The sequence below is a fragment of the Corynebacterium sp. CNJ-954 genome (genome assembly GCF_001942345.1).
Classification (GTDB): Bacteria; Actinomycetota; Actinomycetes; order Mycobacteriales; family Mycobacteriaceae; genus Corynebacterium.
This window is the reverse complement of the sequence record NZ_MKKI01000041.1, coordinates 35,952-50,812: the sequence shown is the minus strand read 5'-3', so window position 1 is coordinate 50,812 and position 14,861 is coordinate 35,952. Positions and strand designations below refer to the sequence as shown.

Sequence of the window (14,861 nt, the reverse complement as noted above, 5' to 3'; positions counted from 1 at the left end):
ACGGGCACCAGTCCCGCGATTTCGATGGATGTTTCGGTCCCTGAGGGGGACCAGAGAAAGGTCATATTATGAATTTTAGATGTGCGAAGCGACGGCGGGCCGCTGTGGCTGCCACCCTAATGAGTGGGGTGTTAGTTCTCGGTGCCTGCAGTAGCGACGGAGACGATTCCGGGGGTTCTACCCTGGGGTCACAGGATGGTGCGATACGGGAATTCGAAGCATTCAACGGAACCGTCGAGATTCCAGTGCACCCGCAGAGGATCGTTGCGTTAGGTTCGGCCCAGACCTATCTTGATCTGGGAGTTCGACCAGTTGGTCTGGGGCCGAAAGCAACGCCTTCGCAATATAGTTGGCTTTCTGAAGAACAGAAGAAAGCAAATGATGAAGCAGAAGATCTGGGCGAGGAAGTGAACTACGATAAGATAGCCAGTCTGGAGCCTGATCTCATTGTCGTCAACGAGCCTGAACATGTTCTGTCCGGCGATTCGTACGATGAGGGCCGGCTGCAGTCCATTGCTCCGACCGTTTTCTCTGAAACAAACATGTCAGAGTGGCAGGCGCAGTCAGAACGGCTTGCTGATGCAGTCGATGAGCTCGACAACTTCAACGAGGCTAAATCTGAGTACAGTGCGCTGGTAGATGATGTTCAGAGCGAGTTCGGCGATCTTCTCGAATCCACGGACTTCACCTTTCTGAACAGCTGGTCAGGGTCCACAGGTGGTGAATTCGCGGTCGAGTACGCTCATTCATACTGTTCCGCATATGCCAGTGACGCAGGACTGAATATTGTTCCGACGTCACCGGACGGCGAGGATGGTCCGGGAGCTTCACAGTCAATTGAAACGCTCCATGACACCGTCAAGGATTCAGATGTCCTCATCTATCCGCTGGGGCCGGACGGTAAGGTCAAGCCCGAGTTCGCTCCAGTTCTGGATGATGCCCTCTGGAGGTCCCTGCCTCAAGTCATTGACAATAAGGCATTCGGAGTCCAGTGCAACCAGGGTGTCACCTACGATGACCAGCTGGGAAACATGAAGTCCCTCAAGAAGGCACTTGAACAACTGACTGATGAAAGATAAGCCGACGTATGGGCACAACACGGAACCGCGTTAGGCTGGCTGACCACTCCGATCCCTCAGGTCTCAACCGTGGAGTATTCACCCGCTGGATGCCGGTGTTCCTCACTGACCCGGCTGAACCGACCGGCACCACCCCGTTTGAAACCTCACGACAGACCACCTCAGGCAAATTCCTGGCGCAGGTGATCTTCTCCCTGCCCCGCGTCACAGTCCCGGCGATGTTCTTCGCCGTGCTGTGGCAGGTGGGGGAATCTGCGGTACCGGTCGTCATGGGGATCGCCATCGACCGGGCACTGGGGAGCGTGGACGCCGGACAGCTTGTGCTGTGGACCGGTGTTCTCGTCGGTCTCTATGTCGTGCTGACCACAGCGGCACGGTTCTCGCTCCGGCTGAATGCGTACGTACTGCAACTCCTACAGTACCGCCTGCGCAGCACCCTTTCCCGCGCCGTCCTGCACCCGACTGGTGGTGTTTCCGAGGCACCGGAGGGCAGCATCGTCTCGGTAATGACGAATGACGTCACCCGACTGGCGAACGCCGGACAACTTCTCATCACCCCCGTATCGCGCATCGCGGCGATCGTCTTCATCGCCGTGTCTCTGCTATCTGCTCATTGGCTGCTCGGAGTGGTCGTGCTCTGTGGTGCGCCCCTCGCCGTCTGGCTGATGGGCCGTCTCAGTGAACGCTATTCGCGGGACACCCGCGTGTACCAGGGCCTGCTCGCCGCAACCGTCGGCAGGGCCACTGACCTCGTCGCCGGGTACAGGGTGGTCAAAGGTATCAGGGCCGAAGACGAGGTCGCATCACGCTACCGCTCCGCCAGCCAGCAGACCCTCATCGGCGCGAAGCGTAATGCGGGGCTGCTCGGGAGGTTCCTCGTCACCTCCGGTGCGGTGAGCGGGATTTTCGTGGCCTTTGTCATGGGCTTGGCCGGATGGCTGGCAGTCGACGGTCGAATCAGCATCGGTGGGTTCATCGCGGTCGTCGGCCTGACTCAGGCACTGCTCCCACATATCGAGACGATCGCCAACGGCTCCATTCCGAACTACGCCAGTGCGCGGGCGTCCTCCAGCCGGATTCTGGAGGTTCTGCTGAAAGCAGGAGAGGGCAGTGCCGGGCCCGGTCGAGCCGTGGTTCCCGTCGGAGCCCACGGTCTGCCTGCACTCGAGGTAACCGTGCCGGGGAAACGGGCAAGAGGGACGGTTACCCTCCGGCAGCGCGAGCTGGTGGGGGTGCGTGCCGACGACCGGACCGCGGCCCATCTTGCGGAAACACTGCTCAGCCCGTGGGGGAGAGACGAGGTGCGGGTCTCCGGCGTCCCCGCGGACGATCTCACTGCACCGGACTACCGTCGGCTTGTCACCGTGGCTCCGCACCGGACCACGTTGTTCGGCGGTACCGTGCACGACAACATCGCCGCTGACACGTCCTGCCCGACGGAGCTTGTGGCGACGGCCCTCCGTGCCGCGTGTTGTGAGGATTTCGCAGACCCGGAGGTCTTTGTTGGGGAAGGCGGAAACAGGCTCTCCGGTGGTCAGCAACAGCGCGTCGCACTCGCCCGCGCACTGGCCGCCGATGCCCCGGTCCTCGTCCTGCACGACCCCACAACCGCCGTTGATTCGGTCACAGAACACCTCATCGCTGGCCGGCTGAAAGCTGCCCGGGCCGGCCGGTCCACCCTCCTCATCGCCTCGTCCCCGGTACTCCTCGACGAGTGCGACCGGGTGGTCGACCTGACAGCGGAGACCGAGAGGAGGACGGCATGACCACTTCAACGTCCTCGGCTTCTTCAGCCTCCCCCACCTCACCATCCCCAGGCCTCCCGGTCGCCGACTGGCGCGGGACCGGTCGGGAGATCTGGCGGCTCAGCCACGGGCATCGACTCCGTCTTGCCGCCGGGGTCGCCCTCGGCATCCTCAGCTCCGCCGTTGCCCTGGTCCCTCCGGTTGCCATCGGTATGCTCGTCGACCGGGTGCGAGAGGGGACCGCCGACCTCGCCACGGTGCTTCTCGTCATGGGTGTCATGGTCGTCTCCGCGGTGCTCGGTGCCGCCGGGGGTGCGGTGACCGTGGTGACCGCTACCCGCGTCTACCAGACCATGCTCGCTGAACTACGCGAACGTCTCGTCAGTCGCGGCATGTCACTGCCACAGCACACCGTGGAACGCGCGGGCACCGGTGACCTCATCTCGCGGTCCAGTGACGATGTCACCGCCGTTGCGGATGCCGCCCCCGCAGTCATCCCTGCTCTTACCGTCACCACGTTCACCATCATTGTCTCCCTCGTCGGGCTCGCCGGCCTGGAATGGTCCTATGCTGTCGCATTCCTTGTCGCTCTACCCGTCTACGTCGTGGCGATGCGCTGGTATCTGCGGACGGGTCCGGGCGTGTACCAGGCGGAACGTACAGCGATGAGTTCTCGGGCGCAGCACCTCCTCGAATCGCAACGCGGTTATGCCACTGTGCTCGGTTTCGGTCTCGCTGACCGCCGTCACCGGGCAGTCATGTCGGATTCCTGGATCGTCACTGTTAAAGGGCTCAGGGCGAGGACGGTGCAGTCCATGCTTGCCGCTCGGCTCAACATCGGTGAATGTCTGAGCCTAGTCGCCGTACTCGTCGTCGGGTTCGTGTTGATCGACCACGGGATCTCGACCGTCGGTGGTGCCACCACGGCGATGCGGCTGGTGCTGCGTCTGCTCGATCCCGTCAACTCGCTGCTCTTCGTCTTCGACACTCTCCAGTCTGCTCTCGCGTCACTGAATCGTATAGTCGGAGTTATCACGATCCCGGAAGACTCCGACGTACCGGGAGACGACTCCTGTTCAGTCGGCAACGTCCATGTCCGTAACCTCACCTTCGACTACGACGACGGCACACGGGCCCTCACCGACATCACCCTCGACATCTCCGCGGGCGAGCATCTGGCGGTCGTTGGGGCATCCGGTGCGGGCAAGACGACGCTCGCCGCTGTGCTGGCGGGTATACGACTGCCGGACTCCGGGAGCGTGTCCCGTCCCGCCCGGACTGTGGTGGTCTCCCAGGAAGTGCATGTTTTCGAGGGGACGTTGCGGGAGAATCTCACTCTCGCTGCGCCGGACGCTACCGACGACGCGGTTCAAGGCGCTCTGATCACCACCGGAGCGGATGCTCTCCTTGGCGAGTTGCCGGACGGGCTGGGCACAATGGTGGGGGCAGGTGGTTACCCGCTGACCGATGCCCGGGCACAGCAGATTGCGATCACCCGGCTACTGCTCGCTGCGCCGGACCTGGCGATCCTCGACGAGGCTACCGCGGAGGCAGGCTCTTCTCATGCCGGTCAGCTCGACCGCGCAGCCGCCGCTGTCCTCGCCGACCGGACAGCGGTAGTGATCGCGCACCGGCTCTCCCAGGCAGTGACCTGCGACCGAATCGTGGTGATGGATGAGGGGCGCATCCTCGAGGAGGGGACTCACACTGACCTGGTCGCTGCCAACGGCATGTACGCCAGCCTGTGGAACGCGTGGAAGCGGACCGACTCTGCATGACCGACGCTCATCCGACGGCCCTCTCATCTCCGTGGCTTCTCCGTCGGTCAGCAGTGAGGACATTCAACAGCGCGTCGATCTGCGCGTCGGTGTGTGTCGCCATGACTGTCACGCGCAGTATCGCCCGGCCGCGCGGCACGGTGGGGTAGCGGATCGCGGGAACGTGGAATCCCTCCCGGCGCAGTTCGTCCGCCAGAGCCATGGCCGCCCGCTCGTCGCCGACAGGTACAGGGATGATCGGGGTATCTGCGACGCCCGCCAGCCCCAGCCCGGTGCTGAGACGACGGACGTTATGCTGCAACTGCCGGACGAGTCCGGGATCGGAGCGCACCAGTCGCACGGCAGCCAGTGCGGCGGCGACTGTCGGCGCGGGGGAGGCGGTGGAGTAGATGAAGGGGCGGGCCCGGTTCCGCAGCAGTTCGCAGATGACGGTGTCGGCGCAGATGAAGCCGCCTTCGGCGGCCAGTGCCTTGCTCAGCGTGCCGACCAGGACGTCCGGCGCAGGGGAGTGGGGGCGGCGCTGCCACGTCCGTCGGCGAGGGTGCCGATGCCGTGGGCGTCGTCGACCAGGACCATGCAGCCGTGCTCCCGGGCCAACGGGACGAGGTCGGCGACCGGTGCCACGGTGCCGTCCATGGAGAACACCCCGTCCGTGACGACGAGGCCGTGCGGTGTGCTGCGCGCGTCGAGCAGTCCGCGTAGCGCACACATGTCCCGGTGCGGGTAGACGCGTACCTCCGCCCCTGCGCTCTTCGCCGACCGGCAGCCGTCGATGATGCTGGCGTGGTTGCGCTCGTCGGAGAAGACGGTGACTGCGTCGTCCGCCAGGACACTCAGGGCCGACAGGTTCGCGGCGTAGCCGGTGGGGAACAGGACGCAGTCCGGGTAACCCAGCCAGTCGGCGAGCTCCTCCTCGAGCTGCCGGTGCAGGGTGGTGGAGCCGGTGGTCAGCCGTGAGCCACCGGCACCGGTGCCGAAGGTCCGGGTGGCGTCGACTGCCGCCGCCACCACGGCGGGGTGGTGGGAGAGGCCCAGGTAGTTGCTGGAGGAGAACAGCAGGCGCCGGTCACCGTCGATGTCGACGACGGGGTGCTGTCCGCTGGCGAGGTCGACGGTGGAGCGACCCAGTCCTGCACCGCGCCAGGTCCGCAGCCGCTCGGCGAGGTGGGTCCGGAGACGGGTGGGGGAGGTCACGGTGGCTCCTTAATTGAACGGTGTATAGCCTGGTGGTGTGAATAGTGTAGAACACCTGACGGACACCTGGGACGCCTGCCGGGTCGTGGAGGCCGACCGACGGCACGTGTGGCACCCGTACGCCCCGCGACACGGGGCGGCCGAGAATCTTCCCGTGGCTTCCGCCTCCGGCACACGGTTGCACCTGACGGACGGGCGCGAGGTCATTGACGGCATGAGCTCCTGGTGGGCGGCCTCTCACGGTCACGGGCACCCGCGTCTCCGCGCCGCCGCCCACCGGCAGATCGACCGGATGAGCCACGTGATGTTCGGCGGCCTGACCCACCGGCCGGCTGCAGAACTCGCTGAACGGCTCACCGTCTTCGCCCACGGTCCCGACCTCGCGGGAGACCCGCTGACGTCGGTGTTCTTCTCCGACTCCGGGTCAGTCGCGGTCGAGGTCGCCCTGAAAATGGCGCTGCAGTACCAGCGGGGCGTCGGACGTCCCGGACGCACCCGTTTCTTGACCTGGCGCGGTGGATATCACGGGGACACACAGGGGCCGATGGGCGTCTGTGATCCCGACGGCGGCATGCACGCACTGTGGACCGGTGTACTCACCCCGCAGGTGTTCGTCCCCGCGCCCCCGCCGCGTGGCAGCGCTCCGGACGTCATCGACGCCTACCTCGACCGTATGCGCACCACTGTCGAGGAGAACGACGTTGCCGCGGTCATCGCCGAGCCCGTGGTGCAGGGTGCCGGTGGGATGCGGTTCCACGACCATGCGTTGGTGACCGGTCTGCGGCGCCTGTGCGATGACACCGGGACACTGCTCATCCTCGACGAGATCGCCACCGGCTTCGGACGCACCGGTGACGCGCTGGTCAGCACGGCTGCGGGCATCGTCCCCGACATTCTCTGTCTGGGTAAGGCGCTGACCGGTGGGTTCATGAGTTTCGCCGCCACGCTGTCCACCGACCGTGTGGCTGCCGCGGTGGATTCCGTCCCCGGCGGGGGAGCGCTGATGCACGGCCCGACATTCATGGGCAATCCACTGGCCTGTGCTGTCTCTCTCGCGGCACTGGACCTGGTGGAGTCCGGGTACTGGCGCGACCGGGTGCCGCAGATCGCGGACCTCCTGCGCACCGGGCTGGCACCGTTACAGGACGTACCGGGCGTCACCGACGTCCGCGTCCTGGGGGCGATCGGTGTGGTCGAGACGGCTGACCCGGTGGACACGGCGACAGTCACCGCCGACCTTGTCGCACGTGGGGTATGGCTGCGTCCCTTCGGGCGACTGCTCTACACCATGCCCCCGTTCACCTGCACCGACCACGAGGTCGGGCAGATCACCGACGCCATGTGCGCGGCGGTGGGGGCACGATGATCCTCCTGGTCACGGGCACCGGCACCGACGTCGGGAAAACGATCGCCACCGCGGCCCTGGCGGTCTGCATGGAGGAGGCGGGACATCCCGTCACCGTGGTGAAACCCGTGCAGACCGGTGAACCTCCGGGACACGGCGACCTGCAGACGATCACCGCATTGACGGGGATCACCGACACACACTGCTTCGCCACCTGCCCGGAACCACTGGCCCCAGTCGCCGCCGCGCGACGGGCGGGCGTCGTCCTGCCCGGTCTGGATGAGACCGTGGATGCACTGCGGGGTCTGGACGGCCCGGGCCGGGTCGTCCTCGTCGAGGGTGCCGGAGGACTGCTGGTCAGTCTCGGTGACTACACCCTCGCCGACCTCGCGGTCCGGCTCGGCGCACCGGTGGCCGTGGTGACGACGACCTTCCTGGGCAGCCTGAACCACTGCGCCCTCACCCTCGAGGCCCTGGAACGGCGCGGCGTCGACTGCCTCGGGGTCGTCGGCGGCTCCGTCCCCGCTGACCCCGACACTGCGACGGCGACGACGCTCGACGCGCTCCGGTCGGCGCACCAGGCACAGTGGCTCGGCGGGATCCCTGCAGGGGTGTCGTCGCTGGACGTGGCGGCCTTCCGTGCGGAGGCCGTGCGGTGGCTGGAGCTCCCGGAACTGTAACCTCCGGGAAACGCCTACGGGACCCTGCCGGAAAAACGGCGACCGTAGCGTCCTGTTCCATGACGCACACAACCCAGACAGCCCAGCCGGGCCCGGCACCGTCCCGTGTCCCCCAGGTGGCACCGCCGTCCAGCCCGGTGGGGACCGAGGACTTCTCGTTACGGTTCGCCCCACGTCACTACCGTAAGTGGACGCCGGCGGCCGTCGCGGCCAGCGCCCTGGGTGGCATCGCCTACCTCGCCGACTTCTCCATCGGCGCGGCCATCGGGGTGGAGCACGGTACGACCAACGCGGTCGGCGGCATCCTCATCGCCGCTCTGCTGATCTTCATCTCGAGCTTCCCGTTGGCCTACTACGCCGCCCGCTACAACGTGGACCTCGACCTGATCACCCGTGGTTCCGGCTTCGGCTACAAGGGATCGATCATCACCAACCTCATCTTCGTCTCCTTCACCTTCATCCTCTTCGCCACCGAGGGGGCGATCATGGCGCAGGGGCTCAAGGTCGGTCTCGGTATCCCGTTGTGGGCCGGGTACGCGGTCAGTTCGCTGATGATCATCCCGCTGGTGATCTACGGTATGAAACTACTGTCGAAGCTGCACTCCTGGACCAACCCGCTGTGGCTGGTCATGATGTTCGTGCCGTTGATCGTCCTGGTCGTGCAGGAGCCGTCCTCGGTGGGGACGTTCCTGGAGTACACCGGCGAGAACAACGCGCCCGTCTCCTTCGCCGCGATGATGCTCGCCGCGGCGGTCTGTCTGTCACTGACCGCCCAGATCGCGGAGAACATCGACTACCTGCGGTTCATGCCCCCGAAGACCGACGCCAACCGGCGCTCCTGGTGGGCCGCGGTGATCTGCGGTGGACCGGGCTGGGTCGTGCTCGGCGCGGTCAAGCAGATCCTCGGCGTGTTCCTCGCGGTCTACATGATCTCGGTCGTGGGCCAGAGCGCGGACATCGCCGTGGAACCGGTCAACCAGTTCATGACCGAGTACCGCCAGATGATGCCCGGCTGGCTCGCCGTCACGCTGGCGGTGATCCTGGTGGTCATCTCCCAGATCAAGATCAACACCACCAACGCCTACTGTGGTTCCCTGGCCTGGACGAACATCTACTCACGCACCACCAAACGCTACCCGGGGCGCGTGTGGTTCGTGGTGCTCAACGTGTCGATCTCTCTGGCGCTGATGGAGTTCAACATGTTCAGCGTGCTGAGCTTCGTGCTGAGTTTCTACTCCAACCTGGCGATCGCTGGATCTTCACCGTCGCCGCCGACATCGTGGTCAACAAGTACATTCTCGGGATCTCCCCGAAGCGTCCGGAGTTCCGTCGTGGCATGCTCTTCGACTACAACCCGGTCGGCATCGTGTCGGTGCTGTTGTCCGGTGGCGTGTCCATCGCGATGTTCTTCGGGGCCTTCGGGGACGCGGTCGCACCGTTCTCACCGCTGTTCGCCGCGGTCATCGCGGTGGTCGTCACCCCGTTGACGGCTGTCCTGACGAAGGGGCGCTGGTACCTCCGTCGCGACTCGGACGGCATTGACCTGCCGATGGAGGACGCCGACGGCAACCCCTCCGATGCGCGGCTGACCTGTGTGGTCACCGGCGAGTCCTGTGAACGTCCCGACATGCTGGCCTCCGCGGTCCCGGGGCCGGACGGGGAGACCCGGTACATCTCGTCGCTGGCGCTCACCCTGGACGGCTCGGGGGAGCACGTCCTACCCTTGGAGAATGACACTCTCTGCTGAACTGCCCGATGAGCTGGTAACCGCAGTCCGCGACGCCCGACGCATCGAGGTATTCACCGGCGCGGGGATGAGCGCCGACTCCGGGCTCGACACGTTCCGGGACGCCACCACGGGCCTGTGGAGCACGGTGGACCCGCAGGCCCTGGCGAGTATCGACTCCTGGTCCCGCGACCCGGACCCCATGTGGGCTTGGTACCTGTGGCGCGCCGCCAAGGCCCGTGCCGCCGTCCCGCACGAGGGACACCGGGCGGTGGCGGCGTGGCAGGACAGGCCGGACCAGGAGGGCATTGCCGTGCACGTGACCACGCAGAACATCGACGACCTGCACGAACGTGCCGGGAGCAGGGACGTCTCCCACCTGCACGGCAGTCTGTTCTCCTTCCGCTGCACGATCTGTGGTGCTGCCGCTCCCGAACCGGAACTCCCGTCCCTCACCGGCGACCCCGTCGCGCGGCTCCGTCCTCCGGAGTGCCGTATCTGTGGGAACCTGGTGCGGCCCGGGGTGGTCTGGTTCGGCGAAGCCTTGCCGCAGGCGGACTTCGCCGCCGCCGAGGAATCCATGCGGACCTGTGACCTCGTGGTGATCGTCGGGACGAGTGGGGTGGTCTACCCGGCGGCGGGTCTGCCGCGTATCGCCGCGTCCCGGGGCGTGCCCGTGGTGGAGGTCAGTCCGGACGACACGGATCTCACGGCCGTGGCGACGTGGTCCCTGCGCACCACCGCGGCGGTGGGACTGCCGCAGCTGATCAGCTGAAGCGCACCTCGTCGAGGCTCAGTGCATCCTCCGGCGGCATCTGGCCTTTCGCGATGTCGACGTAGTGCCCGGCGTGGGTGATGAGCCCGTCCCGCTCTTCCTGGGACAGTTCACGACGCACCTTCGCCGGCAACCCGGCGGCGAGCACGCCGCCCGGCACGTCCTGCCCCTCCAGGACGATGGCGCCGGCGCCGACGAGCGTCCCGCTGCCCACCGTGGAACCGCTGAGGAGCGAGGACGACATGCCGATCAGCGTGCCGTCACCGACGCTGCTGCCGTGGACGAGGGCCTGGTGCCCGACGGTGACATCGTCGCCGAGGATGTTGGAGACACCGCTGTCGACGTGCAGGACGCTGTTGTCCTGGATATTCGTGCGTGCGCCGATCCGGATCGCCCCGACGTCGGCGCGGATCACGACACCGTAGAACACGGAGGAATCGGGGCCGACCTCGACGTCGCCGATGAGTACGGCGGTCGGTGCGATGTAGGCGGACGTGTGGATACGAGGTACCCGTCCGTTGAACGGGAGGATCAGCGGGCCACTGGTGCGGGGGTTCTGGTAGTTGGTCATGTTCCCCACTCTAACTACCGGGCGGCCTCCTCAGTCGATCAGACCGACCATCCGCAACCAGTCGACGACCATCTTGCGTGACGGACCGGCGAGCCGTGGGGCGAACTCCGCGGTCTGCGTCCGCAGCCCGTCGACGTCGACACCGTGATGCTCCAGGTCGGTGTGGTGGCCCAGCAGCCATCTCTCGAAAGTGCCTGGGTTGATCTCCGGGTGGAACTGAAGTCCGAGGGCGTGGTTCGAGCGGAACGCCTGGACGGGGGTGTCGTCGTCGTACGCGAGACGCTGTATGCCGGCGGCCGCTGCCGCCGCGCCGTCGGGCAGTTCGATCCGGTCGCCGTGCCAGTGCAGGACCGGCTGGCCCTCCAGTGCACGCAGCGGGCCGGACGCCCCGGCGTCGGTGAGCGTCACCGGCGACCACCCGATCTGCATCGGCCCGACGGCGGGGACGACGCGTCCACCCAGGGCGAGTGCGAGCAACTGGGCTCCGAGACATACGCCCAGCACGGGACGGCCCGCGGCGTGCCGGGAGCGGATGAGTTCGATCTCGTCGGCGAGATACGGGTAGTCGCCGTCCTCCGCATTCACCGGCCCACCCATCACGACCAGCAGGTCGGCCTCCAGGGGGCCGGGCGGGAAGTCCACACCGGCGTCGACGTATGTCGGTTGCAGGAGAGTCTCCCACGAGCCGGCGTCCTCGAAGGAGACGTGCCGCAGGACAATGGTGCTGAGGTCGGTGTCTGCCATGGCCCCCACGATACGTGCATCATGGGGGTATGGCTTATGTGTTGATCGTCCACCACAGTCCGACCGACAAGCTGCGCACGATCGCGACGACCGTCCTGGAGGCCGCCCGCGACGCGGCAGCCCAGGTCAGTGAGGAACTCGATGAATCACTCGAGGTCAGGGAACGCAATGCCCTGGAACCCGACGCCGACGAACTGTACAACGCGGCGGCGGTGATCCTGGGCACCACCGCGAACTTCGGGTACATCTCCGGCGCGCTGAAGCACTACTTCGACTCGACGTTCATCCAGAACCAGGAACGCGAGACGCTCTTCTCCTACTGGATCCGGGGCGGTTACGACACCACCGGCGCGGAGAAGGCGATGGAGACGATCGCCACCGGATTCGGCTGGACCTCAGCCGCCGAGCCGGTCACCTTCACCGGAGACATCGAGCCTCACCTCGATGACCTGCGGGCCCTGGCGGAGAATACCGTCGGTGCCTACTTCTTGTCCGCCAGCAGGTAGGACGCCCCGGCGACACCGGCGGTGACGGTGAGCACAGCGGGCCAGGAACCCATCTTCTTCGCCAGCGGGTGCGAGAGACCGAATCCGGCGACGTACGCGGTCGACAGCCCGGCGGTCAGGGCGGGACCCCCCTTGGCGAGCCAGGTGCGTCCGGCGTAGACGCCGGCGGCGGCGAGCAGGACTCCGCCGAGGGGGCGGATCCCGGTCTCCCGTGCGCTCACCCACCCTCCGATCAGACCGAGGGTGGTGACGGCGGCGGTGTTGACGTCCTTGGCTTTCTTCAGTGTCATGTCCATGCCTGCCAGGCTACCCTTGAGGGGTACACCGACAAGCCAGACGGGGAAAGGAAGACGGAGGACCACCGTGACACAGCTACCCGACACGTTGCTGACGAGACTGTGGGGCATCGACCTGCCGATCATCGGCGCCCCGATGGCAGGACGCGCCGGTGGTGACCTCGCCGCCGCCGTGAGCAGGGCCGGTGGACTCGGGATGATCGGGGTGGGTGCGTCGACGTCCCCGGAATGGATCCGTGAGCAGGCCGAGATCGCCGGCAGGGGAGGGAACTTCGGCATCGGGCTGATGGTCTGGGCGCTGACAGACGAGGTCTTCACCGCGGCGTTGGACGCCAACCCGACCGTGGTGTCGCTGGCCTTCGGCGACCCGTCGCCGTGGGTGGCCCGCGCGCACGCGGCCGGGGTCAGCGTGGTGGCGCCTGTCAATGACATGCCCCAGGTCCGTCAGGCTCTCGAGGCGGAGGTGGATGTGCTGTGCGTCCAGGGGACGGACGCCGGCGGGCATACCGGGCGTATCGGGACGATGCCGTTGATGCAGCAGGTACTGAACTACACCGCCGCGCATGCGCCAGGTGTGCCGGTCGCCGTGGCCGGCGGGGTGGGGACCGGGCGTGGTCTCGCCGCCGTCCTCGCCGCCGGTGCGGACGCCGCCTGGATCGGGACGGCGCTGCTCGCGTCCCCCGAATCCGCGGGTTCGGACGAACTCAAGGCGGCGGCGGTGGCTGCATCATCCCGTAACACCGTGCTGACCGGGATCTACGACCGTGCCGAGCAGGTCGGCTGGGATATCGAGGCCTGGCCGACGAGGACGGTGCGTAATGACTTCGTCGACCGGTACATTGGCGACGACTCCGCGACCGATGAGGAACTCGTTGCGGCGAGGGCTCCCGGCGGCCCCTACGCGGACGATCTCAAACTGCACGCCGGGCAGGGCGTCGGGCTGGTGCGGCAACGCGAGCCCGCCGGGGAGACGGTGGCCCGCATGGCGCAGGAGGCTCACGACCTGCTGAAACGGTTCTGACTCCGCATCAGTCCGGCAGGTCGGCGACCATCGCCGCCACGGTGGCACGTGCGGACTCCTCACTGATACGTCCCGCCATCAGCAGTGAGCCCAGCCCGTGTCCGAGGGCCATCGCCGTGTCGACGATGCTTCCGGCGGTGTCCTCCCCGAGTTCCGGGATGGCGTCCAGGCATGCCACGGTGAACTCGTCACCGGTCGCGGCGAGGTGGCGGCGGTACGCCGACGCGGCGGGCTCGGTTCCGGTGACCGCCATGAGCTCCATGGACACGCTGATCCGGTGGAAGGCGCAGGTCTCTTCGTCGACCGGCAGGGTGGCGGCGAAGTACCCCTCGATGACGGAACGCAGAGACGCGCTCGTCGTGCGCTGCTCACGCCACCGACGGATGCTCCGGTCCGACAGCCGTTGCAGAGACGCCGAGAGAAGCGTGTTCTTGTCCGTGCCGTAGTACTGGACCAGGCGGAGGGAGACACCGGCTTCGGCGGCGACGGCCCGCATGCTCACCGCCGGAATTCCTTCTCTGCCGATGAGCCGGTCCACGGCGTCGAAGATCTCGTCCCGGCGGGTCGTTGTACGCATGTACCAGATCGTATCCTGTGACTGGTGTGACGAATGCGCAGGGTGGCGTAGGGTGGAAAGTGCCATGACTGCTGCACCTGAGCACGCCCCCTGTCTTGAAGTCGACCTCACAGCCACCCCGTGGCTGTACCCCGGACCGTGGCCCACCTCGTCCGGGACGCTGACCGCCGAAGGGTACTTCCCCGGTGAGGTCGGCCTGGTGGGAATCGCCGACGACCTCGACCGCACACCTGTGGTCGCCGTCGGCTCGAATGCTTCGCCGGGGGTGATGCGCACGAAGCTGCGGAACAACGGGGTGTCCCCGGTGGTCCCGTTCATCCGGGCCTGCGTCCCCGACACGACGACGGCGTTCACCGCGCACGTCAGCCCACGTGGTTACATTGCAGCCGCCCCGCACCGTCAGCCCGGTACGCACACCACGATGTGGGTGAGTTTCCTCGACAACGAGCAGCTCGAGTGTGTGGACGAGACCGAGGCCCCGAACTACGACCGGATCCACGTCGATGACACGCTGATGCTGGACAACAGTGAAGAACTCGAGGGCTACGACATCTACCGCAGTAGCTGGGGACTGATCCCGGACATCCAGCACCACACCGGGCGGGACATCGCACCCGTGCCATTCGCGCGACGGCAGGCGCAGTGCCGTGTGTTCCGGCATGTGCGGGAAGGCCTCGTCGGGGCGGTTCCGTCACTGCCCGACGGAAGTAGTGAGACCGTGGTCAAAACCCTGTGGGAGGACGGTGCCCTGGCCGGCCGGGTGTCCGAGGAACTGCACCTGGTCGCCATGGATGACGGGTACTGATCACCCCATCAGCCACATT

The 14,861-nt window shown here is 66.5% G+C and carries 15 protein-coding genes and 1 pseudogene; 10 read left to right on the top strand and 6 right to left on the bottom strand.

The window, feature by feature from the left end:
* Positions 1-104 precede the first annotated feature (104 nt).
* From BJF89_RS11680 to BJF89_RS11670, 3 genes are all read left to right on the top strand, one after another.
* A complete protein-coding gene (locus BJF89_RS11680) occupies positions 105-1,079 on the top strand; it encodes an ABC transporter substrate-binding protein (RefSeq protein WP_158026061.1) in 975 nt (324 codons plus the stop codon).
* Positions 1,080-1,168: 89 nt separating this feature from the next.
* Entirely contained in the window at positions 1,169-2,845 is a 1,677-nt protein-coding gene (locus tag BJF89_RS19640; RefSeq protein WP_075815094.1) for an ABC transporter ATP-binding protein, read from the top strand.
* Positions 2,842-4,602 (top strand): ABC transporter ATP-binding protein, encoded by a 1,761-nt coding sequence (locus BJF89_RS11670; protein WP_075815092.1) that lies wholly within the window; start codon positions 2,842-2,844, stop codon positions 4,600-4,602. Before BJF89_RS19640 ends, BJF89_RS11670 begins: the two co-directional genes overlap by 4 nt.
* 7 nt (positions 4,603-4,609) lie before the next feature.
* Here the strand turns inward: BJF89_RS11670 and BJF89_RS19635 are convergent, their stop codons facing one another.
* The gene (locus BJF89_RS19635) at positions 4,610-5,047 is read right to left on the bottom strand and encodes an aminotransferase class I/II-fold pyridoxal phosphate-dependent enzyme (RefSeq protein WP_369803720.1); all 438 of its coding nucleotides are present in this window, start codon (positions 5,045-5,047) and stop codon (positions 4,610-4,612) included.
* 29 nt (positions 5,048-5,076) lie between these two features.
* A complete protein-coding gene (locus tag BJF89_RS19630) occupies positions 5,077-5,796 on the bottom strand; it encodes an aminotransferase class I/II-fold pyridoxal phosphate-dependent enzyme (RefSeq protein ID WP_255372619.1) in 720 nt (239 codons plus the stop codon).
* Between the two features lie 37 nt (positions 5,797-5,833).
* On the opposite strand from BJF89_RS19630, the gene BJF89_RS11660 reads away from it, so the two are divergent.
* The 4 genes and pseudogenes from BJF89_RS11660 to BJF89_RS11645 all read left to right on the top strand — a co-directional run bounded on the left by BJF89_RS11660 (position 5,834) and on the right by BJF89_RS11645 (position 10,322).
* Entirely contained in the window at positions 5,834-7,162 is a 1,329-nt protein-coding gene (locus tag BJF89_RS11660) for an adenosylmethionine--8-amino-7-oxononanoate transaminase (protein ID WP_075815090.1), read from the top strand.
* Complete coding sequence (gene bioD / locus BJF89_RS11655) at positions 7,159-7,821, top strand: dethiobiotin synthase (RefSeq protein WP_075815326.1); 663 nt, start codon at positions 7,159-7,161, stop codon at positions 7,819-7,821. Before BJF89_RS11660 ends, bioD begins: the two co-directional genes overlap by 4 nt.
* A gap of 59 nt (positions 7,822-7,880) precedes the next feature.
* Positions 7,881-9,568: pseudogene (locus BJF89_RS11650) on the top strand (cytosine permease).
* Positions 9,552-10,322 (top strand): NAD-dependent deacylase, encoded by a 771-nt coding sequence (locus BJF89_RS11645; protein ID WP_075815088.1) that lies wholly within the window; start codon positions 9,552-9,554, stop codon positions 10,320-10,322. Before BJF89_RS11650 ends, BJF89_RS11645 begins: the two are co-directional and overlap by 17 nt.
* Here the strand turns inward: BJF89_RS11645 and BJF89_RS11640 are convergent.
* Both BJF89_RS11640 and BJF89_RS11635 read right to left on the bottom strand, forming a co-directional pair.
* Positions 10,315-10,893: a gamma carbonic anhydrase family protein gene (locus BJF89_RS11640; protein ID WP_075815086.1), complete on the bottom strand. Its 579-nt coding sequence runs from the start codon at positions 10,891-10,893 to the stop codon at positions 10,315-10,317. The two genes, BJF89_RS11645 and BJF89_RS11640, sit on opposite strands and share 8 nt — an antisense overlap.
* Positions 10,894-10,923: 30 nt before the next feature.
* Positions 10,924-11,637, bottom strand: coding sequence for a gamma-glutamyl-gamma-aminobutyrate hydrolase family protein (locus tag BJF89_RS11635; protein WP_075815084.1), 714 nt, complete (start codon positions 11,635-11,637; stop codon positions 10,924-10,926).
* A gap of 29 nt (positions 11,638-11,666) precedes the next feature.
* On the opposite strand from BJF89_RS11635, the gene BJF89_RS11630 reads away from it, so the two are divergent.
* Positions 11,667-12,143 (top strand): flavodoxin, encoded by a 477-nt coding sequence (locus BJF89_RS11630; protein ID WP_075815082.1) that lies wholly within the window; start codon positions 11,667-11,669, stop codon positions 12,141-12,143.
* Here BJF89_RS11630 and BJF89_RS11625 read toward each other — a convergent pair.
* Positions 12,119-12,439, bottom strand: a complete 321-nt coding sequence (locus tag BJF89_RS11625; RefSeq protein WP_075815324.1) for a hypothetical protein — start codon at positions 12,437-12,439, stop codon at positions 12,119-12,121. The genes BJF89_RS11630 and BJF89_RS11625 overlap by 25 nt on opposite strands.
* Before the next feature lie 67 nt (positions 12,440-12,506).
* On the opposite strand from BJF89_RS11625, the gene BJF89_RS11620 reads away from it, so the two are divergent.
* Positions 12,507-13,460 carry a nitronate monooxygenase family protein gene (locus tag BJF89_RS11620; RefSeq protein ID WP_075815080.1) on the top strand — a complete coding sequence of 318 codons (954 nt, stop codon included), beginning with the start codon at positions 12,507-12,509 and terminating at the stop codon, positions 13,458-13,460.
* Positions 13,461-13,467: 7 nt separating this feature from the next.
* Here the strand turns inward: BJF89_RS11620 and BJF89_RS11615 are convergent, their stop codons facing one another.
* Positions 13,468-14,037 carry a TetR/AcrR family transcriptional regulator gene (locus BJF89_RS11615; protein WP_075815078.1) on the bottom strand — a complete coding sequence of 190 codons (570 nt, stop codon included), beginning with the start codon at positions 14,035-14,037 and terminating at the stop codon, positions 13,468-13,470.
* A 64-nt stretch (positions 14,038-14,101) separates the two neighbouring features.
* Here BJF89_RS11615 and BJF89_RS11610 point away from each other — a divergent pair, with 64 nt between their 5' ends.
* Positions 14,102-14,842: a hypothetical protein gene (locus BJF89_RS11610; RefSeq protein WP_075815076.1), complete on the top strand. Its 741-nt coding sequence runs from the start codon at positions 14,102-14,104 to the stop codon at positions 14,840-14,842.
* Positions 14,843-14,861 lie beyond the last annotated feature (19 nt).

What these genes read in the sequence shown, in the direction of transcription:
- BJF89_RS19640 (WP_075815094.1), top strand. Translation starts at nt 1,169, where the DNA reads ATGCCGGTGTTCCTCACTGACCCGGCTGAACCGACCGGCACCACCCCG.
- BJF89_RS11670 (WP_075815092.1), top strand. Translation starts at nt 2,842, where the DNA reads ATGACCACTTCAACGTCCTCGGCTTCTTCAGCCTCCCCCACCTCACCA.
- bioD (WP_075815326.1), top strand. Translation starts at nt 7,159, where the DNA reads ATGATCCTCCTGGTCACGGGCACCGGCACCGACGTCGGGAAAACGATC.
- BJF89_RS11645 (WP_075815088.1), top strand. Translation starts at nt 9,552, where the DNA reads ATGACACTCTCTGCTGAACTGCCCGATGAGCTGGTAACCGCAGTCCGC.
- BJF89_RS11640 (WP_075815086.1), bottom strand. Translation starts at nt 10,893, where the DNA reads ATGACCAACTACCAGAACCCCCGCACCAGTGGCCCGCTGATCCTCCCG.
- BJF89_RS11635 (WP_075815084.1), bottom strand. Translation starts at nt 11,637, where the DNA reads ATGGCAGACACCGACCTCAGCACCATTGTCCTGCGGCACGTCTCCTTC.
- BJF89_RS11630 (WP_075815082.1), top strand. Translation starts at nt 11,667, where the DNA reads ATGGCTTATGTGTTGATCGTCCACCACAGTCCGACCGACAAGCTGCGC.
- BJF89_RS11625 (WP_075815324.1), bottom strand. Translation starts at nt 12,439, where the DNA reads ATGGACATGACACTGAAGAAAGCCAAGGACGTCAACACCGCCGCCGTC.
- BJF89_RS11615 (WP_075815078.1), bottom strand. Translation starts at nt 14,037, where the DNA reads ATGCGTACAACGACCCGCCGGGACGAGATCTTCGACGCCGTGGACCGG.
- BJF89_RS11610 (WP_075815076.1), top strand. Translation starts at nt 14,102, where the DNA reads ATGACTGCTGCACCTGAGCACGCCCCCTGTCTTGAAGTCGACCTCACA.